This is a genomic window from Flavobacterium olei (assembly GCF_039749035.1).
GTDB classification, from domain to species: domain Bacteria; phylum Bacteroidota; class Bacteroidia; order Flavobacteriales; family Flavobacteriaceae; genus Flavobacterium; species Flavobacterium olei.
Map to the genome: position 1 here is coordinate 287,236 of NZ_JBDKWC010000004.1, position 23,764 is coordinate 310,999.

12 protein-coding genes are annotated in these 23,764 nt (G+C 34.0%); 10 read left to right on the plus strand and 2 right to left on the minus strand.

Translation table 11 applies throughout. The annotated features are described in order from the left end of the window. Positions 1 to 259 precede the first annotated feature (259 nt). The 6 genes from ABEB31_RS12185 (at position 260) to ABEB31_RS12210 (ending at position 4,984) form a co-directional block, all read left to right on the plus strand. Positions 260 to 649, plus strand: coding sequence for a single-stranded DNA-binding protein (locus ABEB31_RS12185; RefSeq protein WP_347051897.1), 390 nt, complete (start codon positions 260 to 262; stop codon positions 647 to 649). A gap of 37 nt (positions 650 to 686) precedes the next feature. Further along, a complete protein-coding gene (locus ABEB31_RS12190; protein ID WP_347051898.1) occupies positions 687 to 1,046 on the plus strand; it encodes a DUF7222 domain-containing protein in 360 nt (119 codons plus the stop codon). A 30-nt stretch (positions 1,047 to 1,076) separates the two neighbouring features. After that, complete coding sequence (locus ABEB31_RS12195) at positions 1,077 to 1,457, plus strand: PcfK-like family protein (RefSeq protein ID WP_347051899.1); 381 nt, start codon at positions 1,077 to 1,079, stop codon at positions 1,455 to 1,457. After that, positions 1,454 to 2,770 (plus strand): PcfJ domain-containing protein, encoded by a 1,317-nt coding sequence (locus ABEB31_RS12200; RefSeq protein WP_347051900.1) that lies wholly within the window; start codon positions 1,454 to 1,456, stop codon positions 2,768 to 2,770. The genes ABEB31_RS12195 and ABEB31_RS12200 overlap by 4 nt, the downstream gene beginning before the upstream one ends. Before the next feature lie 237 nt (positions 2,771 to 3,007). Then, positions 3,008 to 3,478, plus strand: coding sequence for a JAB domain-containing protein (locus ABEB31_RS12205; RefSeq protein WP_347051901.1), 471 nt, complete (start codon positions 3,008 to 3,010; stop codon positions 3,476 to 3,478). Between the two features lie 327 nt (positions 3,479 to 3,805). Next, on the plus strand, positions 3,806 to 4,984 hold the full coding sequence (locus ABEB31_RS12210; RefSeq protein WP_347051902.1) for an endonuclease/exonuclease/phosphatase family protein: 1,179 nt from the start codon (positions 3,806 to 3,808) through the stop codon (positions 4,982 to 4,984). A gap of 238 nt (positions 4,985 to 5,222) precedes the next feature. Here the strand turns inward: ABEB31_RS12210 and ABEB31_RS12215 are convergent, their stop codons facing one another. Then, positions 5,223 to 9,140, minus strand: coding sequence for a P-loop NTPase (locus ABEB31_RS12215; RefSeq protein WP_347051903.1), 3,918 nt, complete (start codon positions 9,138 to 9,140; stop codon positions 5,223 to 5,225). Positions 9,141 to 9,447: 307 nt separating this feature from the next. On the opposite strand from ABEB31_RS12215, the gene avs2 reads away from it, so the two are divergent. Next, the gene (gene avs2, locus ABEB31_RS12220; RefSeq protein WP_347051904.1) at positions 9,448 to 13,950 is read left to right on the plus strand and encodes an AVAST type 2 anti-phage system protein Avs2; all 4,503 of its coding nucleotides are present in this window, start codon (positions 9,448 to 9,450) and stop codon (positions 13,948 to 13,950) included. Between the two features lie 337 nt (positions 13,951 to 14,287). Here the strand turns inward: avs2 and ABEB31_RS12225 are convergent, their stop codons facing one another. Continuing rightward, a complete protein-coding gene (locus tag ABEB31_RS12225; RefSeq protein WP_347051905.1) occupies positions 14,288 to 18,439 on the minus strand; it encodes a PGAP1-like alpha/beta domain-containing protein in 4,152 nt (1,383 codons plus the stop codon). 810 nt (positions 18,440 to 19,249) lie between these two features. Between ABEB31_RS12225 and corA the strand changes: the two genes are divergently transcribed. From corA to ABEB31_RS12240, 3 genes are all read left to right on the plus strand, one after another. Next, complete coding sequence (gene corA, locus ABEB31_RS12230; protein ID WP_347051906.1) at positions 19,250 to 20,323, plus strand: magnesium/cobalt transporter CorA; 1,074 nt, start codon at positions 19,250 to 19,252, stop codon at positions 20,321 to 20,323. 60 nt (positions 20,324 to 20,383) lie between these two features. Next, entirely contained in the window at positions 20,384 to 22,477 is a 2,094-nt protein-coding gene (gene pta / locus ABEB31_RS12235; RefSeq protein WP_347051907.1) for a phosphate acetyltransferase, read from the plus strand. A 100-nt stretch (positions 22,478 to 22,577) separates the two neighbouring features. Further along, a complete protein-coding gene (locus tag ABEB31_RS12240) occupies positions 22,578 to 23,759 on the plus strand; it encodes an acetate/propionate family kinase (RefSeq protein ID WP_347051908.1) in 1,182 nt (393 codons plus the stop codon). The last annotated feature ends 5 nt before the right edge of the window (positions 23,760 to 23,764 follow it).

The following is a 23,764-nucleotide window of genomic DNA, read 5'->3' on the forward strand; positions in this document are numbered from 1 at the left end:
ATTGTACTTGCAGGTTTTAGTTTAAGGAGAAAAGTATTTTATAGGTTTTCACTCGAAACGGACTAAAAGGGCAGCCAAATTAGTGTCCGCCGGGTACTGCATGCGCATAACAGCTTTGCTGCCCTTCGGGACTTATAGCACTCCGTACCCGTTAACCGGACACTGGATTCTTGCTTTCTTTTTTTCCGTTTTTTCTTTTGAAAACAATTTTTGCGGAGCAGGCGGGAAGAAGCAGTAATAATTTAAAACTTTTAAAATCATGGAAATTACAGGACGCTTAACCAGAGATGCTGTTGTTGTTCAAACAGCAAAAGACAGACAGGTTGTTAACTTCTCCATTGCAGTTAATGAGACCTACAAAACCAAAGACAGTAATGAAGTTAAAAAAATAGTCACTTTTATTGACTGCTCGTACTGGCTCACTGCAGGTATAGCCCAGTGGCTCAAAAAAGGCACAATGGTGGAACTATTCGGAAGAGTAGGAGTGAACGCCTATCTCAATTCAGAGGGCAAAGCTGTGGGAAGCCTCACTTTTCACACAAGCAACATTAAAATACTTGTTTTTGCATCAGACACTCAGCCTGCGCAGGCTAAAGCCGTTCCCGCAAAAAACAATAAAAGCGAACAGCCTGACGACCTGCCTTTTTAATTCGGATGATAAATGTATAAGCCTAAAGAAATGAGTTATGAAAACCTTAGAAAAATCAGTATACGCCCATTACGATGTGAGCCTTGCGCTTAATAAAATTATTCTTTCCGAATTGGAATCCTATGACGGAATTAAAAAAGAACAGCTTAAATCTTTCCTTGAAGACCTGCAGAACGGCGGATGCATTAGCGGTATGATTTCCGAATTTATTTATCATGCGGATTGCAAAAAGTTCTATATCCAGCATCTTGAAGATCTGGAAAACATCAGGGAAGAAATCGAAGATTCGCTTGGCGAAGCTGTAAAAAACAGACACCGCCTTCCTCACTACACTTTTATGTGTTGGCTGTGTTTCGAAGAGTACTGTTTTGACATCTATAGAAACAGTTTTGAATAACAGGGACTGTTCAATCTTAAATCAACTTTTATGAAAGCTTCAGAAAAATTTAAAACCGTTATAGAAAATTATCTGAGTGAAACTGCGCAGGGCGATACCGCCTTTGCGCAGAACTTCAGTAAAGCATCCAAAAACTTGGAGAGCTGTTTCAATTACATTTTTGCAGAGGTGAAAAAGACCGGATTCTGCGCCTTTGACGATTCTGAAATATTTGACATGGCGGTCAAATATTATACCGATGACAGTATTACTCAGCCTGAGCCTCTGCAATGCAGGGTGGTGGTAAATCCCCCTGAAAAGGCTGATTTGTTTAGCTCCGCATCCGACGTTCCCCAAAACAGCATCGTTCCAAAAACGGAAGTGCCTGCTCTAAAACCCGCACCAAAAACCTTAACACTCTTTGACCTATGATACCTAAAACCATCATCGAAAAGCAGATTACAGCGCTGAGCGTCTCCCTTAAACCTGTAACAGAAAACATGCAGAGGAGAGCGGAAAGAGATATTTTCCTGAAATGGGCTGTGCTCTCAAGGGGAAAATTCCATTGTTTGGAATGCACCCATACTTGGAAACCTGACGCGCAGAAAGCCTCCTGCAAAAACTATATGAACTGCACAGCATGCAGGGGAAAACTCAAAATACAGCAGTACAATCAGGTGCATTTCAAAGAAATAGAGTATTGGGCTATTTTGAGTGTATGCGCAGGATTTCAGGTAGTGCGTATTATCTGCTCGCATAAAAATATGAAAAAGAATTTCATGCCGACTTACTTTCACAAAGAAGTCATACAGCACTGGATAAATCCAAAAGGGGAGGTGCGTACACTCTCGCTCGGTACCAACGTTTTTTCAAATAACTATGATGCCTGGAAATATTACTCGCCCCTTGAAATCCGTCCCCCAAATTTTGAGGATTCTCCCAAATACCGCATTAATCCTTATAAGGTTTATGCAGGAAGACAAGTGCTTGATGTCCTGAAAAGAAACGGCTTTAAAGGCAGTTTTTACACCATTGCCCCGCAGGTGCTTTTTACGGCTCTTTTGAAAGATTCATATGCCGAGACGCTCCTTAAAGCAGGACAGACAGATTTTTTGAAGCATTATCTGCTGTCGCGCGCGCAGTATATCAGAGAGAATTGGCAGGCGGTTAAAACGTGTTTAAAAAACAGTTATAAGGTGTCAGATTTTACGCTGTGGGAAGATTACATCTCACTGCTGAGATGGTTTAAAATGGATTTAAGCATTGCAGAGAATGTCTGTCCTGAAAACTTATCTGAACAGCATGATAGGCTAGTTGAGCGCAAACGCAGGATTCAGAGACGTCTTAAAATAAAGGAACTCCGCTCGGAAATACAGCAAGCGCAGATGATCTATGAAAAGCAGAAAAAACAGTTTTTCGGACTCGAGTTCACAAAGGAAAATATCAGTATAAGTGTTATGGAAAGTGTGCAGGATTTTCTCGAAGAGGGTGATATGCTCAGACACTGCTTATTTACCAACGAATATCATAAAAAGGAAAGCTCCCTTATTCTTTCTGCAAAATTTGAAAACAAGCCCGTAGAGACCATAGAGGTAGCACTTCCCTCACTGGAAATTGTGCAGTGCAGGGGAAATAAAAACAAAGTTTCACCGCATCACAAACAGATCCTAAAACTTTTGAATCAGAACCTGTATCAGATTAAAAAGCGTATAAAAAATAAAAAAACAGTCAGAGCCGAAAATTAATTTTCGGCTTTTTTTTAACAAAATGTTAAATTTTGGCGAGCAGACACTTAAAGGCGGGGGTATTGTCTCAGGGGTTCAGGCTTAATTTCAGAACAAAGTTCGGGAAGGAGAGTCGGTTCGCCGAAAAAAATTCCCCCATAAATGCAGGTGAAAAACCTGCTTTATTGCGTTGCTTTTTTCGCTCGCTTTCTCATTCCCGGCCGAGGTTCCATAATTAATCTTAAAACTTTAGAAATCATGGAAACTTCAAAAACACTTCAGAACTGGAATCAGGTAGCAGAAATTGAACTTATCTACAAAACAAAAGTAAAAGCATCCGAAAGACCTTTTATCAATTCTTCCAAGACGGTTTACCAGCTGGCGCTCCAGTCCTGGAATCCTGATACAATAGAATTTTTCGAGCAGTTTAAAATCATGCTTTTAAATCAGTCCAATAAAGTGCTTGGTATTTACGAAGTATCTTCTGGAGGTATTTCTGGCACTGTGGTTGACCTCAGACTGATTTTTGCAGCAGCACTTAAGGCCAATTCCGTATCGCTGATTATGATTCATAACCATCCTTCAGGACAGATCAGACCTTCTGAAGCTGATAAACAGATAACCAGAAAAGTCAAAGAAGCCGGCGGAATACTTGATATTGCACTGCTGGATCATTTGATCATTACTCCTGAAACTTATTATTCCTTTGCAGATGAAGGTGCTATTTAGCACCTTTATTATTATCTGTTTGAAAAACAAGTATTTATACTTGTTGTGTTTATTGGTATCTGTATTATTTTTGAGTAGTAAATTATTTATACAAACAGATTCTAAATTTTAAAGATCATTAAGTACGAAAACTGGTATATAGTTTTGATTTAGTTTTGACGACATGTGTATGAACATACTCATTAGAATGTTTCATTTTCTCGATCCCTTCTTCTAATTATCGTAGTGCGCCAGTATTTGATTTTATTAATTGCAATAGTCGGGTTGAACCCCATAAGATATACCTAATCAATAAGATGAGAATTAACATAAATAAAAAGAGCACTTATGAGATACTATGGATTAAAAACGGACTTCGATGTTTCTAAAAGGGAAAAAGTGGTTAAGCATCTTATCGATTTAAAAAAGGACATATGCAGTTATGTGCCTGAGAAACTGACTAACAGTAATTTACTGATTGCTACTTGGAATATACGGGATTTCAATTCTAACAAATTCGGACATGGTTATCGTTTAAAGGAATCTTTCTATTACATAGCTGAAATTCTATCTGCTTTTGACTTAATAGCTGTACAGGAAGTTAATAAGGACATGTCGGGGCTTTCTAAATTGATGTATATTCTTGGGCCGGATTGGGATTTTATATGCACTGATGTGACTGAAGGCTCAGGCGGTAATATGGAACGTATGGCTTTTGTTTATGACAAAAGAAGAGTAAGCTTTAAAAAAGTTGCCGGTGAAATTGTGCTCCCTAAAAATAATCCAATATTAAAAGGTGCTCAATTTGCGAGAACCCCCTTTATGGTTTCATTTCAGTCTGGCTGGTCAAAATTTAGTCTATGTACTGCTCATATTTATTTCGGCAGTGATACCGGTGAAGATCTGCAACGCAGGATTGATGAGATTGATAGTTTATCGGCTTTTCTTAGAAAGCGGGCAGACAGTGATCTTGAAAATTTGATATTACTCGGCGACTTTAATATTATAGATCGTGATCATGCTACAATGAATGCTTTGAGAAACAATGGTTTTGAAATTCCTGCTGAAATCGAGAACTTGACGCTGGGTAGTAATATGTTGCGTACCAAATTTTATGACCAGATTGCTTTTTACTCGAAATTCAGCCAGCATTTTAGGCTTGGTGAAAACAGTAAGAGTTCAGGATGTTATGACTATTATAAACAAATTTTTAGAGCAGAAGATTTTGAATATTTCAAACCCAGTATTGTCAAGATACTAGAGAAACAGAAAGCGGATACAGAATTAGGCCTTCAAAAAGAGAAGGCAAAAACTGAACCTAACACTTCGATTGTCAATAGCCTTGAGTCTTCAATTAATAAGTTTAACGGTAAACTTCAAGATGACGACAAATTACAGGAATATTACTTTAAAGAATGGAAGACATTTCAGATGTCCGACCACCTTCCGCTTTGGACTGAACTGGTTATCGACCACAGCGAATCATACCTAATGAGTATTATCGAGAATCAAAATGGAGAACTTTAAATGAAATGTAAGATCTAAAATAACAGACGCACTACTTTAGCTTTGGATTTAATTTGTTTTTCTTTTGCAGCAATAATTGTTGTTTCAATTGTTTATATGAATATATTAGAAGACATAGAATGGGAGGTAGACTTTTTAATGCGCTCCTGCATCTGGGGCGGAACAGTAATTGTATTTATATGGTGATAGGTACTTAGTCCCGAATGTTTCCTTCCACGTTTTGTGTTATTTAATAGCTCTATTGATTTGTTTCTTGCTGGGCAGCTTCAATAATCTTAGAAATAATATCCTGATCTGACCATAGCTTTTTTGAATGTTGGTTTTCTTCATACCAGTTTATAAAACTATCGTTAATGTCGCTTTCAGGAATTAATTTAATGTTTTTTTCGATTGTTTGAAGATGTTTGTCTTCAAGCTCTTCAAGCCATTCACTCTCAAATGTAGTATGGCCGGTCAATATTGATCTTGCCTGCGATAATTTCCATAATTCTAATAAAATTCTATATTTGAGATCCGCTGAAGACTCTGTAACCTGCTTTTTTATTTCGACATTTAATATCTCAGCATGCTCCTGATCTGGAATTATAGGTAAAGGGAGGTTTAAATTTAAATCTTCAAACTTAGTGTCATCAAAATCATTTAAAATTTCAAAAAGATCCTTTTTAAATCTAAATCCGTTTACAGCTATGTTGTTTTGGATAGATAGTATGGAGAAAAAGTAGGCTGGATAATCAGCTAAGACTCGAAGTGCATATGCCAGTAGAAAGATGTTGTTTTCTTTTGCGAAATCAAAATCTTTAATGCCGATTATCACTGTGGCAGCACTTTCCATTTTATTAATTCTCTTGGGTAGTATGAAATCATAGCCGATTTCCACAGTCGCTGTTTCCAGAATTTCTTTCAGCTCATTCATTTCGCTGTTCAGAAATTCCATATACCACTTCTCGATAGCCAAGCGCCCAATTTTGACAGGAACCTGGGTGCTGAATGGAAAATGATTCATTAAGTAGGTTATACTTTTGTAGAGCCGCTCATATATGATGTTTTCATCTTTATCTACTGATAAGGAATCAAAGTGAACAGCGGTAAGGTTTTCTATATCGTGAAAAGCAGTCTGCATTTCTGTAAGTTTTAGGAAAATGGACTTAAAGTTGTTTGAGGCAACATGCTGGTCATTTTCTCCTTGTGGATTAAATAAGTTTATAAATTGAGAATTAGAATTCCTAATTGTACCGAACCACGAAGTGATTGATTGTTCTGCCTTCTTTAAGTCGGCTTTATCAGGCATCGTATTGGCAAATTTTGGATATGGCTTTATGGGTGTCATTGAAGCGCTTAGTTTCTCGCTGGACAGCACATAGATTTCTGTTTCCTTGTTTCTTTTTGCCACATTTCCTTCAAAAGATGAGTCAATGATCCGCAGGACACTTTTGCACCATTCCACAGCTGTAGTTCGTATTTGCAGAATTTTTTTCTGCCATTCAAAAGCTGAGTTCTCATTATAATTTCTGCTGATTGTTTCAATCCACACATTACTATATGAAGCTTCGGAGGAATCTGGTATGTATTCAGGGCTGATGCTTTTGCTGCCATCACTTCTGGTAACCCTGATGATTTCTTCAGTTGGGAAAGGAAGTATTATAGGCTGGGTATTGTATTTTTGATAATATGGTAGAAAATTATAAACATATTCAATCCTTTTCATGCTTTGATTGACGGTTGTTTGTGATGATTCACCATCCCATATATATTGTATATCAATATGGTTGTCATTTTCTTTAATGCTTAATGATTCAGTATTTTTTCTAAGATAGTTTATAATAGTTTGTTTATTCTCCAAAACATACTTTTCATAAAGTGAAGGATTTGAAAGATAGGCATATTGAAAAAGTCCTACTGCTTCTGCAATAGTAAGATTTTTTAAGTTTTCGGATAAGAAATTTTTGTCAAATGGAATAGTTATTTTTAGATCAAGCTTTGTAAACCATTTCGCTAAATGACCAAGACCCAAATATGATGGCTTGAAAGAATTAGAGTTATTGATTTTCTCGATTAGGGCAGTTGCTAAAATATCTATATCACCTCCCTTAAAATCATATTTTGATAATTTTTTTAGAAGATCTCTCTGCTTGGTCATATTTGCAGTAAACTGACTTGGCATAATTTTTATGAGTTCATCAAAGGTATCGATTTGCTTGCCTGGTATAGTATGCATTATAAACAAATCCAATGCTCCGGTTTTAAAGGCGTCATCAAACTGCTTTTGATTCTCGAGCCAGTATTTTTGAGGTTCGGTATGAGAAACACCATTTAGGGCATACACCATATCCATATAAGTTCCATGGCTCAGGACTTCTGATATGCTATTGTAGAACTCAAAAGATTCTTCTTTTTTGACTAAAAGAGCTGCATTCTGGAAGAAATTTTGCTTGTCGGAATCGTGTAATAATTGGTAAAGATTAATAAAAGTATCCGGCAGAGCCAGCGTTTTGTGCAATAGCTGAAGCAGATGAGTAGAACGGATAGGATGCAGTCCCTCAATATTTTTGCTGTCAAAATTAATAAAATACTCGTTTTGAAGCTCGTGCAGTACTTCCCCGCGATCTTGGTTAGAAAATGTGACAGATTTATCAATGTAACTAATTAAGTCTTTTGTTCTTATCTTAAGCTGAAGACAATCAGCGGCAGATACAATTCTTAGAATTTCAGTTTTAGCTGCCGGACTTCTGTCATCTTTTAATTTTTTAATCTGCGATCCAAGACGTTCGCTGATCATTGCACCTCTTGTCAATAAATAGGTATATTCAATCAGGAGTCCTTTCTCCAACACCTGCTCCCAGACAGGCTGCCATTCTTTAATTTCTTCATGCAGCTTGCCTTTTTGTTTTAATTGATTATAGATTTCCTGAGCTTCTTCTCTCCCAATACTAATATCTACGGGTTGTAAGCTTATGGTTGAAATATCACCGCCAAATCGTGTCCAGTCTTCATGTCTTGAGGTAATGATATAGCGAACAGGCAGCAAGGATGTACGCTCAACAAGAATCTGCCAGTGATCTAGATCATTATCAAGCCCATCTATTATTACAATTGGAAATTCTCCGATTAAAACCCTTGATTGTAAGAATTCCATAGCTGAGTTTGCCTGCTCCCAGCTCTTTGAAATATGAAGCTGATAAATATTGTATTTTTCCCTTAGTGAATAGCCGGTCTGCCAGGCCAGAGTTGATTTGCCCTGTCCGCTGGAAGATCTGATTAATACAACATCATTTGTCTTTAATGTTTCAATTATCTTTTTTTCCCAGAATTTTCTTTGAACAGGTAGCCCGTTGGAAATATGGTACGGTTTAGCCGCTTTACCATCATAATAATTTAAGAGTTCAGAAGGAGAAGGAGCTTTGGTATAATCGACACGCTCGATCCAATTATTTTTTACAGCTTCATTTTGGACAGCCTTGGAATACGAATCTTTAACATCTTCAAAAAGAGCACGGACATTCTGATGATTAATAGTCTTTCGTTCCTTTGACCATTCCAGTACATTATTGACTAATGCATTTATAAATTGTCTTTCTGTTCCGGGATTAATGTTCCAATGTTTAAATAAGCATTGAATGATACTATTTGAAATTTCATCAAATGAGATTCTTTCATAGGAAATTTTACTAAAAAAATCCTGGCAATCAAACGTAATGTCACAACTGCTCTCTAACTTTGTCTGCCAGTATTCAAGAGAACTTGCTGTGTGCTTGTTTTCAAAAAGGTGACTCAAAGATCCGTCTGCTATTTTAAAATTATAAACCAGTCTGAACTTACTTGAATTTTGTGCTAGATATACCTTCAGGAAATTCTGAAGTACATTCATGGTCCAAAAATCACCTGCATTTAATTTATTATCCGAAGACTTTAATTGTATGAATTCCGAAGAGTTTGCGGTTACTGAAATATTTTTATAATCGATATCTTCAAGCCCTTCAAGCATTATGCTTTCCTTTTTTGATGAATCATTTAGATTTTTAAGGATCAGATGGCAGGAATACAGAATCTGATAATGAATACCCCTAAAGTTAACTGATCCGCCGCTTCTTTTCTTTAGAAGCGTATCCAAGTCCTCTACGATACTAATTTTTTTTGTTTTGTTATTTTGAATCTTCATAAAGGATTAATTTAAAAAGTAGCTGATTTTTATTAGGAAATTGTTAACTGTTACGAATTCCTTTCGAGTAAGTGGCTCCCGTCAATTACTATTGTTTAGTGCTTATAAAACTAATCAAAAACAGTTTAAAAATATGAATATTTCAAAAACAGGTATTTCTACTTGGTTTTTGGAAAAACGATACGGATAAATTTATCAGAAAAAATTTAAAGAGAAAACATGTATCTTTAATCTCTATACATACAAAACTTGGACACGTTTTGCATTCCTGTGGAGATTTACATAATTTAACAAAGAAAAAAAATAGATGGAACCATTATCAATTACTGTAATAGCATATGTATCTATTAAATTTGTTGATCAATTTATTAAGGAAGAAGGGTATGGAAGATTTAGGAGATTTATATTTCCAATAAAAAGCTATCAAAATAAGCTGGTTGAAATAATATATGAGACCATAAAGGAATTTGAGTTAGAAAAATCAATTGAAACTAACTCTAATAAATTTCCTTTTTATCATTCGCAAATTTTGTTTAGTGAGCTAAACAAGTATACTCTATTCACGAATTCACAGGCAGATTATAATTCGGTCATTAAATTATTAGAAACTAATTCTAATATTATAATTCCTAGTACAATTGACTTGGTTTTGTTTTATGAAATATTTATAAAAAAAATTAAAAGTGACAATAAGCTTAAGAAGCTGTTTATTGAAGAAAATTATAAGTCTAAGATTTTTGATTTAGGAGAAGGAATCAATAGAATAGAGAGTAAAATTGAAACTATAAGTTCCACGATTGAAGCCCTCCGCTCTGAATTGACTTTTCAGCCTGATGAGGAATGGTTCATCCAACAATGCAAATCATCTATCGTCGACCTTAGCAAAAGGTATACGCCTGAAATAAATGTAAAACTTGAAGTATCAGAAATCTTCGAAGGGCTGGGAAGAACCGAAGACTTTAAAAGAAAAGTGACAAAGCAGTTTGATGAGTTTCTTATAAAAGGTAAAAAAGTTTTAAAGAATCAACTTGAAATTAAGGAAAGTCTTGAGAGTTTAGAAAATACCTTTGATGACTTATATAAGTTGTTTCATAATACTGATTTCTTGGGAACTACTCCAATTCCAGTAAATGAGTTTGAAGGCTTGCATGATATAGCTTATAGCTCCGTTCAACAAATTTATAACTATTACATTTCTGAAGAACGTAAAGTACAAAAAGAAAAAAATGATTACCAATATTATCATAAGTACGCTTCTGAATTAAGAAACATTAGAGAATTTGAGCAAGAGCTCTCTTCTTTTCAACGTTTGCTTCATAGTTCTTCGATCGATCTTGCAAATAATCCTTTTTTACTACTAGATGGTGAAGCTGGTATTGGGAAATCTCATTTGATTGGAGATATAATTTCAAGAAGAATTGATAAAGGACACGAGAGTGTTTTTCTTCTCGGACAACATTTCGTTACAGAAGAAGACCCATGGACGCAAATTTTTAAAAGACTTCAAATTAATTCTAAAGCTAAAGATTTTCTAAACAAAATAAATCATCGGGCTGAAGAGTCAGGAAAGAGAATAGTTCTTTTTATTGACGCTATCAATGAAGGGAAAGGTAATTACTTCTGGAATGAGTATGTAAAAAGCTTTATTAATGAGATAAAAAAATACAATTGGCTAGGGCTTGTATTGACGGTAAGAACTTCATACAAAAAAATAATTTTTCCTGAGGAAGAAAGGTCTAATCTGGGTATACTAGAACATCAACACTATGGTTTTAGGAATAGTGAATATGAAGCAAGCAAATTATTTTTTGATAATTATAAAATTGAATTGCCTAATGTACCATTACTACATCTCGAGTTTCAAAATCCACTCTTCTTAAAACTATTTTGTGATGGAATTAACAAAGCTGGATTAACACGTATTCCTGATGGTCTTCAGGGAATTTCCTCAATTATCAACTTTTTTGTAAAAAACGTAAATATTGTTTTATCAAAGCCAAAGAGAGTTGGATACTCAGATAGCTTGAACCTTGTGCAGAAATCTATTTATGCATTAATTAAATGCAAAGTTGACAATCAGCTTAGATATATTCCATATGAATTAGCTTATCAATTGGTTAACGAGTCCATTTCAAGTTTTATTGATAAAAAAGGTTTTATAGATGAACTAATTACCGAAGGTGTACTATCAAAGAATCTTTTTTGGAAAGAAGATAATAATTATGAGGAAGGAGTTTATTTAGCATATGAGAGATTTGAAGACCACCTAACTGTTCAATATTTACTTGAACAATTTCCTGATTTAGAGAAAGAGTTCAAAGAAGACGGTAAATTCTATAATTTAGTACGAGGTGAAAATGAAATTTACAGATATAAAGGATTAATTGAAGCTTTTTCAATTCAGGTTCCTGAGAAAAACGGATATGAATTTTATACTCTTATTCCAGAGCTGAAAGATAAATATCCGGTAGTCGAATCTTTTGTTCAAAGTTTACTTTGGCGAAAGTTCGATACCATCAATGAAGAATCAGAAGAATATGTAAATAAATATGTTTTTTCTTATGATGGTACTCACGATCTTTTTTGGGAAACTATTCTTGCAGCAACGGGAATTCCAAAACATTATTTTAATGCTCATTTTCTACATAACTATTTAATTAATTTCTCTCTTGCTGAGAGAGATGCGAACTGGACACAAGCTCTTAAATACAAATATACAAATGAATCATCTGTAAAAAGACTCATTGATTGGTCATGGAATCAAACAGACAAATCGCACATTTCTGACGAATCCATATTACTCAGTTGTATCACTTTGACATGGTTTCATACTTCTACTAATAGAAAACTAAGGGATTGTTCTACTAAAGCTTTGGTCTCTTTACTAGAAGAAAGACTTGATATATTGGTGCAACTTTTAAAACTATTTGAACAAGTTAACGATCCTTTTGTCTATGAACGACTATTTGCTGTTGCTTATGGATGTGTAATAAGAACAAATCAAAAAGAAAAAATTAAAGAAGTAAGTGAGCATATTTTCGAAACTGTATTTAATGATATAAAAGGTGTAATTCCGCACATATTATTAAGAGATTATGCTAGAGGAATAATTGAATATGCCAATTATCTTGGTATAGAATTAAGTTTTGAATTATCAAAGGTTCGCCCTCCGTATTTTAGTAATTGGCCAGAATCAATTCCATCATTGGAAGATTTGAAGGAAAAATATGATAATGAAAAATATTATCATATATGGAGCTCTGTTATGGGTTTTGGTGATTTTTCAAGATATACAATTGGTACAAATAGTAATTTTTCTGATTGGTCAGGTTGCAAAATAGGGGAAGCTCCTATCGATAGAAGACAAGTCTACAAACATTTTAAAAGTAAATTAAATTCAGAGCAATTGGAGTTATTGAAGAAACTTAATCCTATAATAACTGAAGATCCTAAAGATGATTTTATGATAGGAGATGGTAAAATTAAGTTTAAAATTGCTGTTGGTCGAAAAACAGAAGAGGAATTAGAGGAATATAGAAATGACTTTAAAAAGTTAATACATGGTGAATTGTTGGCGGAATATGAGGATGAAGTAGAACCGTTTTTAGATCATAATCATAAGATTATAAATACTGCAGAATATTTTGATTTAAGGATTGCTCAAAGATTAATCCTAACAAGGGTTATAGAACTGGGCTGGAATCCTGATTTGCATCTTTCGTTTGATAAAGAAATTGGCACTGGTAGAGGAAGAAGTACAACTCCCCATGAAAGAATTGGAAAAAAATATCAATGGATTGCATATTATGAATATATGGCCTTGTTATCTGATAATTTTATAAAACGTGAAAGATGGGGAGGTAAGAAAGAAAAACCATATGAGGGACCTTGGGATCCATATGATAGAGATATTGATCCGACAATGTTAATTAGTGAAACTGGAAGCTACGATGATGAACAGTCACAAGAATTTTGGTGGGTTAACAACAAAATATTTGACTGGGATTGTACAAATGAAAACTGGGTAAATGACTCAGCTACCTTGCCTGCTATGGAAGATATCATCCAACTGAAAGACGATAACAACGAAGAATGGCTAATATTGGAAGGTTATCCCTCGTGGTCAGAACCCAAAAAAATTGGTGAAGAAAAATGGGATCAGCCTCATAAAGAGCTTTGGTGTCATATTAGAAGTTATCTAGTTAAGGAAGATGATTACACTTCATTTAAAGATTGGGCAATTCAGCAGGATTTCTCGGGAAGGTGGATGCCTGAAAGCGGCGATAGATACGAAATGTTTAGTAGGGAATACTATTGGTCACCAGCTCAGAATCATTTTATGAGTGAATATTATGGAGGATGTGAATGGAGGGAAGTGTACGACAAGGAGTCAGGAGATTATATAGCAGAGGTAAATGTTACAGCTATATCATTTTTATGGGAAGCAGAATTTGACAATTCTAAAGAGCAAGTAATTAGCTTTTTAAAACCAAACACAATAATATATAATGGTATGGAATTAAATTACAGTAAAAGAGAGGGAGAATTTATTAATGGTAATAATGAGATACAATGCTTTGCGGCAAACGTTTACAATGACTCAAAGTCGTACTTGCTTGTTCGAAAGGATTCTTTTTTGAAGTTTTTGAGGGATAATAATTTGAAAATTGTCTGGACAGTATTAGGGGAAAAACAAGTAATTGGTGGCCGTTCTTTCGAAAATGAACATCTTGGAAGATTAGAAATTAGTGGAACATATTATTTTGAAAATTCAATTTTAACAGGTAAGTTGCAAACAAGAATTAGTTAGACAATTGGGTGAATATGACTACATGGGAAAATATGGTTTATAAATAACTGAAGTTTCTTGCCCGACTTCTCTCTGTTATTTACAAGAGCAGAATCATGACTTTTGATTAATTTGTATAGGAGATTTGCATTTACAGATCTTTACAGATGTTTGAAAAACAAATTTTTAGGAGATTTGTAGCGTCTAACACTCAGTTCCTGATTATTTTGGATTATTGGTGTATTATGACAGAAACTTTGATTTTTATAAGAGTTGATTCTTTTGCTACAAAGATTGCCACAGTTATTCTTGCAATGTGTTTTAATTGTGCGTGTTACAAAAATGCTTATTCGAATCCTTATGACTCTCCGTATTCTTCCAAGTAATCAGATAACCATGTTCCCTGATTTGGAGGAACTTTGAATCCAAGAGAGAAACTTACCAATGAAAATATGGCCGCAAGCCTATGTTCTATAGGAAGATTGTTGGCTTTAGTTATATTTGACTCGAGCCTTCTAACTTCATTAAACTGCTCAGGCATTTCTTTGATTTTTTTTGTCCAGTATTCGAAATAAAATGGAATTAGAATACTGTTGTTTACGACACCCGAATACAAAGGGAAGCACTGGCTTATTTTAAAATGTATAGCTATTGCATTTTTTGGATCCATTTTCATAGTGGTGATTAGTAGACCTAATATCTCTAAATGTCCGAATGTTGGTTCTGGTATTTTGCTAATTTCATCAAAAAGGTGCATGCTTCCGGAGTTATCAACCGGAAGATTATGAACAATTTTTTGCATATAATTGAGAGTAGGTTTATTTACAAATGTGTGTTTGCATTTTAATAGTACAGCATTAAAAATAGCGTACAGTTCTTGTTTATTGATTTCATTTTTTAAAAACCTTGTTAACAAGTGAAAGAGTATTGGATTAAGAACCATAATTAGAAACTCAAAATCTGGGTCTGTAGAAGTTGAAATGTTCTCTGTTGCCTGTTTTATTCTTGAGGTAATTATTTGTTCTTCTTTATTTTGAATTTTTTCAACTTCAGTTTTTTTTAATTCCTTTTCCAATCTGTCTACCTCAAATTGCTGTTCCACAGTTTCTATGTACCTTCCATGGATTATGTAGTAGCCATATAGTTGGGTCAACATTTTTCCGAAGATTTTAAGATCGACTTTTTCTTTTAAATTAAAAATTTTCTCTGCCCATCGATAGGCTTCGGACATATTGTTTTCCAATTCATAAAAGTTTACAATTATAAAACTAACCAAAAGTAGCTTTTCATGGAAGAAATAGATCTTTAAATCTTTATCAGCTGTAAACATTGTTCTATATGGAGTGGTAAATTTATCTGCACTTGGGGCTGTTCCTTTCTCAATCAGCGCCTGAAGATATCCAATTGCGTTTCCAAATTTCAATTGTAAATTGTAATAATCATCGCTTTCTTCAAAAGTATCCAGTAGCAACTCGTAACCTTCTATAAACTTTATAAGTGCTTCTTTAGGTCTTCCAGTGGTAAATATCGAAGTAGCATATTCTCCGATATATTGAATTAGAACTATTTCAGAGATGAAAATATTTTGCTGAATAAATTCATACAACTCTTCCATGTATGCATGAGCTTTGCGCTGTTCAGTTTCAGCAGTAATTAATGCTAATATGTGAAGGCTTTCAGCTTTGGACGTTACAAATTTTTCTACTTCCTTTTGTGCTGCAAAATCCAAGTACTTTTTTGATTTTTCTATATCATTTTTAAAATAGAATTGACGGCCCAACTCATCATATATAAGGAAGATTTGCAGATCATTTTTAAAATCCGAAATGTAGTCCACAAACAGCTTTTCAGCCGCCTCGATATCATTTAACATTTCAGATTGAATTCTTATTTGATATCTGATTGAGAGTGCTTTTAAAATTTCAAAATTATGCGTTGATGCAAGGTCATAAATCGTAGCAAATTGTTGCGACAGTTTATTCCAGTCGGGAATTTTAGCAGCTGATTCGTGTTTTATAAAATTTTGAAACAGTGAATTGGAAAGCAAAAACGGCTGTTCATTTTCACTCTCGTCTAACATACCTGGCAATAGTGTAGTATTTTTAAACCATTCAATTAAAGAATGAACATTGTCTATTGTCATCAATAGTAACCAACTCATACTATTGTCATAAGTTGAGATCATATTAATGTCCGAAATGGATTTCTCGGGCAGATTTTTGTAGCTGCTGGCACTGATGTAATACGTGAAATATTTCATTGCGGTGTCACTATCCTCTTGAAGAAAACTTGAAGAAAGGGCTAGTGCCGGTAGTGAAACATCAATTTTATTCTCTAAAGCTTCGGTAACTAATTCAATTAAATCCTTCCTCAGGAAATTAATTGCATGGCTGTACTCGGACTTGCGCATAACAGCAATATTAAATTGTAATGTCCTAATAAATAGTCTTAAAATTAATGCCATTTTTTCAGGAAGAGTTTCAAAATACCAAGTCTTATAATGTAGCTTACTATCGTAATATAAATCTGGATTTTTATTACATTGCTGAAGTAAAGTTAAGACAGCATATCCGGCGTTATCATATCTTTGTGCATCTACAAAATAATCTATCAAATCTCTGAATTCGTATTGGGATAAATTCTTCTTTTTCATCAATGATTTTCCCAAATTGTAGCTTATTTGACGAAATAATTTTTGTGAAATATTGCCAACACCAAGTCTTTTGAAGAGCGGTGATAATGTATAGGTGTCAAGCTTTTTTTGAATCCACGTTCCAATTACTTTATTAATTTTCTCAATCGGTCTTTCAATCTCGGGACTACATTCAGCTACAATTTGTATTTCTTTTGCACTAATACCATTTTTAATAACATTAAGTCTATACATCAGATCGCGGGATTTGCCATCTTCGATACTTAGGGTGAACTTTGACTGTGTTTCCTCATTTATATCGTTAAAAAGATTTCCCGAAAGAAAACTTAATAATTCTTCTTTTTTAATCAGCCAATTTCTATCTTCCAGATATCGGCAGACAAATTGAATGTAGGATGGATGTCCTCCGGTAATGTGATGAATTAGATCTTTTAAATTAAATTCTGCGGCATTAGGATATGTTTCGATAACTTCTATGGTTTCTTCCTGTGTCATCGGTATGATTTCAATTTCCGCAATATTATCAGTGTGGACAGCAGTAATTGAACTTGAAATTTTATAATTAGATGTTGATATAAGATTAATGCCCTTTGATAAACAATAACTTAAAAAAGAGTTTAAGAAGTTATCTACTGACTGCGAATGCCCTAGTTTTGGAAGATCGTCTAGAATTATTGTTTTTTTTCCTTGCTCTGCGATTTGATCAATTTTAATTTTTAAAGTTTCAAAATTATCAGCAGCAAACGTTCCGTATATTTTTGTTATAATATTTTGCTCATCAAATTTAAAATTTAACCAAATGGAATCAATATTTAAAAACTTTGTAATTAGAAGAGCTAACTGGCTTTTACCGGTTTCTCGCATTCCATAAATTGCTAGCCAAGGTTTAGTGTTTTCTGAAAGTACTTTTTTGATAAAGATTTTTCTTGAACTGCAATGAGCTGCTGTAACTGGCTCGTCAATGAGATCCAGATCCCGGTCACTTATTGAAAGTGTATTTGCTCCAATTTTTTTTCCAATTTTCTCTGAAATTAATTCTAATGACTCTTCACTTAATTGCGCATTAATTAATCTTTTTTCAGTATTAACTTTTTTTTTTAATGTTCCCAGAATAGCATCTGTAATAGCAACTAGCGCAATTGACTCAGAATCAACAGGCGTTAAGATTGATGAGTGATCATCAAACGAATAAACAGTTTGCACTACTCTCGAATCGTAACCTTCAGATGATTCATTAGGAACGACCAAATCATTCTTTCCCTGGAAATAGATTGTTTCTGGAAGGTTTTCTGCGGTTTTTCCGTCAATCCAACCTCGATTTACCTGATCAATTATTGCACTTAGGGGTGCTAAATCAGTAACGTTAGGATTGCTTAAGATTAGTTTGCCAAGATCTGCGATTTTCGATCCATTATGTGGAACACACAGAGACAAAAAAAGTTCAATCTTATTTTTATCTTCAGCAATTAGTTTTAGGATTGTTGCCTTTGAAATCAATCCTCCCATGCTATGAGCAACGATAACAATTTTATTATATCTTCGTAGATTTATATTTAAATAAGAATAGAGAATATCAGTAATATCATCTATTGAGAGATTTTGAGTAAATTTCCTTTTATCTATCCATGGTAAAGGAATAAGGCCCCAAAAATATTTGGTTTTTTCTATTTTTGAACTTAGTTGAGTGTAGTATTGAAATTCCGCAAGATCAAAATTTTCAGCAATTTTTGGATTTTTGATAAGAAAATCAGGAATTTTTTCCACTCCTTCTTTTCTCCATGTATCTTTTCCTCCCATAAAACCATGTACGAAAAGAATTAGATTTTCCTTATTAGATTGATGTAAAAAATTAATCATACGTAGATTTTTTTATTAGGAGTAAAAGTAAAAAAATATATCTTCGGGAAGACGTTCCTTTGTACTTTTCGTGATTAGTTTGAAGTTGCTCTAGTTCAGCTATATTTAGAAATATATAAGCTTAAGATATATATGTTGTGGGACAATAGAAAAATAAGGTCCAGAGCATAATGAATATAATAGTAAGATTTTATAAGAGATAAAAATGGGAGGCATAGTTTCCTTTTTAATAATCAGTGATAATTTCTTTCTAATTAAAAAAAACTTAGTTTATTCAGAGATTAAGTCTGTCTCTAATAAAGTTTGAAAATGATTGGCTTTCAGAAAGAAATATGCTGTTTTGTGAAGTAAAATAATTACTTTGTTCCATATTTGTACCATTGTAATGTAATGTATTGATAATCAGGTGTTGTTATTTTTGAAGAAGTAAAATAATCTTTAGTACTAAGTAGTTAGTACAAAGTATTAAGATAGAAAACCGGGTCAGAAATGACCCGGTTTTTTTTGTTATATCTTAAGTTAAACAAACAGGTATTTAAAACTTATCACTTTATTATACATCTAGGATTTAAGAATTGGTCCACTTGTCGCATAGATTTATAGCGTAGATTCTGATATTTTTCTACATCTTTTGTTATTGGAAAATTATTCAATTTACAAGCCCAAAAGCTTTTAACACCTGTCGGATATAATTTTTTAAAGTAATAAAATAAGATTACGATTGTATGTAAAATCATTTTCACAAACTGATAAATATCATTTCCCGTTCGGATTGTTTTTCGTAATATTACTATTGGTAAATTTTTTTGAATGAGAAAGATTAAATACAAGAAAGGCAGGAAGCTACAGCATGTTACTTTAGAGTATACAGGCTCTCATAAGCATCATGAAAGTGAGATGCAGCTTTTTGTTTATAATGATCAGGATGTTATAGAATATGATAAATTTAGCGTTCAGGCCTTAAATTCTTGCTTTGATTATAGTAAAAATAACTGGCTGAATGTTCATGGTCTAAATGATATTAATCTTATTAAAACAATTGGTACGGGTTTTAAATTAGATGATTTTCTTCTTGGTGATATTTTAAATACTACTAAAAGGACAAAATTAGAAGAGCAGCAGGATGTTTTGTTCTTTAATATTAAATCTCTTTTACCTTCGGAGTATTCTGATAATCTTAGTTCAGAGCAAATTAGCTTTATCCTGAAAGATGGGATTTTAATATCCTTTCAGGAAAAAAGAAGCGACTTCTTTACACACATTCGAGAAAGATTACGTACACATGCAGGAGTTGTCAGAACCAAAAAGGTAGATTATCTATTGTATTTGCTATTGGACGCTGTAATGGAGAATTTTTACATTACACTTGAAGACGAAGAAGATAAGGTAGAAGAGTTAATTAATCTAACCAAACAGGACGCAAAGCCTGTTATCTTAGAAAAAATCGAAAATCACCGCGATAATTTAAATTTTCTAAAACGTTCCATCGTACCTCTTCGGGATTCGCTTTATTATTTGAAAACCAAAAAAGATGATGACGAAGACAATGGTTTAATTCAAAAAGAAACATTCAATTACTTCATTAGGCTGCATCAAAAAAGCTTAGAACTGCTGGAACAAATAGAATCAGATATGAGTTCTCTCGAGAGCGCTTCAAATTTTTATTTTTCTGAACAAAGTAGAAAAATGAATGAGATAATGAAGACTCTTACGATAATCTCCGCCATATTTATTCCGCTTACTTTTATAGTTGGAGTATATGGAATGAATTTTGAAAACATGCCCGAATTAAAGACCCGGAACGGTTATTTCGTGGTTATGGGTATAATGTTTTTGCTTGTAATTGCCTTAATAGTTTATTTTAAAAAAAGGCGTTGGTTTTAGGCAGCAAATTTCAAATTCAAATTTTTATATAAATAGTTTTTTAGAAGAAATATAGTAATTATGAGTAAAGCAATATATATAGCCACAAGCGATCACAACAGTGGTAAATCGATTATAACGCTCGGATTAATGAGTATTTTAATTGGTAAAACTGCAAAAGTTGGATATTTCAGACCGATAATCGAAGATTTTGTTGACGGTGAAGTTGATAATCATATCGAAACAGTTTTGTCTTATTTTAATCTCGATATTAAGTTTGAAGATGCATATGCCATCACAAAAAGCAGGCTGATAAAGAAAAAAAATAAAGGTAAAATAGGTGAAGTTCTGGATTTAATTATCGAGAAATATAAAAAACTGGAAGAGCGCTTTGATTTTGTTTTGGTTGAAGGAACTAGTTTTACCGGAGAAGGAACTTCTATTGAGCTAGATCTGAATGTTTTAATAGCCAAAAATTTAGGCATTCCCACTATAATTGTAGGTTCGGGAGTCGGGAAAACTTTAGAAGAATTGCTTGATAGTTTGTATTTGGTTTACGACTCCTTCAAAGTCAAGGAGGTAGAAGTTTTATCTGTATTTGCCAATAAGGTGCAGCCAGAAAACATTGAATTGGTTACAAATAGCTTACAGAAAAGTTTACCGTCAAATGTTTTAATCAATACCATTCCGCTTATTTCTAGTCTTAACAATCCTACAATGCAGGAAATTGTAAACGAACTAGATGCTAAAGTATTGTTTGGTGAAAATTATCTCAATAATGAAATTGGTCACTTTAGCGTTGGAGCAATGCAATTGCATAATTACTTGGTTCATTTAAATGAAAATGCATTGGTAATAACTCCCGGAGACCGCTCAGATATTATTTTAGGAGCTTTACAAGCCAATGAATCCGCTAATTATCCTACTATTTCAGGAATTATTCTAACGGGAAATATAGTGCCCGAAGAAAGCATTTTAAAACTTATTGAAGGACTTTCTGCCATTGTTCCAATTATTGCGGTTGATGGCGGAACGTATCATATTACCAATAAGATTGGCTCGATTAAATCTGAAATTTATGCCAATAACACGCATAAAATTGAAACTTCCATTACTACTTTCGAAAAATATGTTGATAATGATGCGCTTTCAGAACGATTAATCACCTTCGTAGCAGAAGGAATGACACCGAAAATGTTTCAGTACAATATGGTTAAAAGAGCCAAACAGCATCGTAAACATATTGTACTTCCGGAAGGAAATGACGACCGTATTATTACTGCAGCATCCAGATTACTGGATATGGACGTGGTCGATATCTCTATAATCGGGGATAAAAAACAAATAGAAAGTAAAGTGCTGGAATTGGGCCTGACTTTAGATTTTTCTAAAGTAAATATCATCAATCCGATCGAGTCTGAACTGTATGAGGATTATGCAAATACCTATTACGAGCTTCGTAAAAATAAAAATGTCAGTATCACAATGGCACGCGATTTAATGGAGGACGTCTCTTATTTCGGAACCATGATGGTGTATAAAGGTCACGCCGACGGAATGGTTTCAGGAGCCGCGCATACCACACAACATACAATTTTACCGGCATTGCAATTCATTAAAACAAAACCAAACTCATCTGTCGTTTCATCCGTGTTTTTTATGTGTTTAGAAGACAGGGTTTCTGTTTTTGGAGACTGTGCCATTAATCCAAATCCAACCGCTGAACAATTGGCAGAAATTGCAATTTCTTCTGCAGAATCAAGTTTGGCTTTCGGAATTGAACCTAAAATTGCCATGCTTTCGTATTCTTCCGGTTCATCGGGAAAAGGAGATGAGGTAGATAAAGTAAGAACAGCAACCGCAATTGTCAAAGAGAAACGTCCTGATTTAAAAATTGAAGGTCCGATTCAATATGACGCGGCGGTAGATTTAACTGTCGGTAAAAGTAAAATGCCCGATTCGGAAGTGGCAGGCCAGGCAAGTGTTTTAATTTTCCCTGATTTAAATACCGGAAATAATACTTATAAAGCGGTTCAGAGAGAAACCGGAGCATTGGCTATTGGTCCGATGTTGCAGGGATTAAACAAACCGGTAAACGATTTAAGCCGTGGCTGTACTGTGGATGATATTATCAATACAGTTGTAATTACGGCCATTCAGGCGCAAGGAATGTAAATTCAATTAAAAATTTATAATTAAAAATTAAAAAATAAGGATTCTTTGGGAAAACTCAGCACCTTAGAAACTTAGCATCTTAGAACCTTTTAATAAAAAAATGAAAATACTAATTATAAACTCAGGAAGTTCTTCAATTAAATATCAATTAATGGTAATGCCCGAAAACGAAGTGATTTGTTCCGGAATGATTGACCGTATAGGTTTAGAAACTTCAAATATCACATTTAAGACGGCAACAGCTTCACGTGAAGAAATGCTTTCTATTCCGAACCATAAAGTCGGTTTGCAAAAGGTAGCCAATATGCTGCTTGATGCAGAAAAAGGTGTTATTAAATCAACTTCAGAAATAACAGCTGTCGGGCATCGTGTTGTGCATGGCGGAAATGATTTTAGCGATACTGTTAAAATTGATGATAAGGTAAAAGCAAAAATAAAGCAGCTTTTCGAATTGGCGCCATTGCATAATCCTGCAAATCTGGAAGGAATTAATGTAGCAGAAGAAATTTTTAGTTCTGCAGAGCAAATTGCAGTTTTTGATACTGCTTTTCACCAGAGCATGCCGGAAGTAGCTTATAAATATGCTATTCCAAATTATCTTCTAACAGAAAATAAGGTTCGTGTTTACGGTTTTCACGGAACAAGTCATAAATATGTTTCAGAAAAAGCAATTAACTATTTAGAAAAAAACTCCAATATAATTACGATTCACTTAGGAAACGGCTGCAGTATGTCGGCTGTTAAAAATGGAAAAAGCATCGATACCACAATGGGATTTTCTCCTTCTAATGGTCTGATTATGGGAACAAGAGCCGGAGATATCGATCAGTCGGTTATTTTTTATATGATCAAGAATCTGGGATATTCTGCAGACGAAGTAAATGCTGTTTTATTAAAACAAAGCGGAATGCTGGGCTTAACAGGTTACAGTGATTTGCGCGATATTGAATCTAAAGCAGAAGAAGGCAACAGAGAATGCCAGTTGGCTTTATTGATGAATGCATATAGAATTAAAAAAACTATTGGTGCATATGCCGCAGCTTTAAACGGATTAGACGCTATAATTTTTACGGCGGGAATTGGAGAAAACTCTTCGTATATGCGAAACTTAGTTTGTACAGATATGAATTATTTTGGAATTGAAATTGATGCAGCAAAGAATCAAATTCGTTCAAAAGAGGTAAGGGAAATCAATACAGAAAAATCCCTGGTAAAAGTTTTGGTTGTTCCTACAGACGAAGAATATGAAATTGCCAATCAGGTTTTCAAATTATTAAACTAATATCT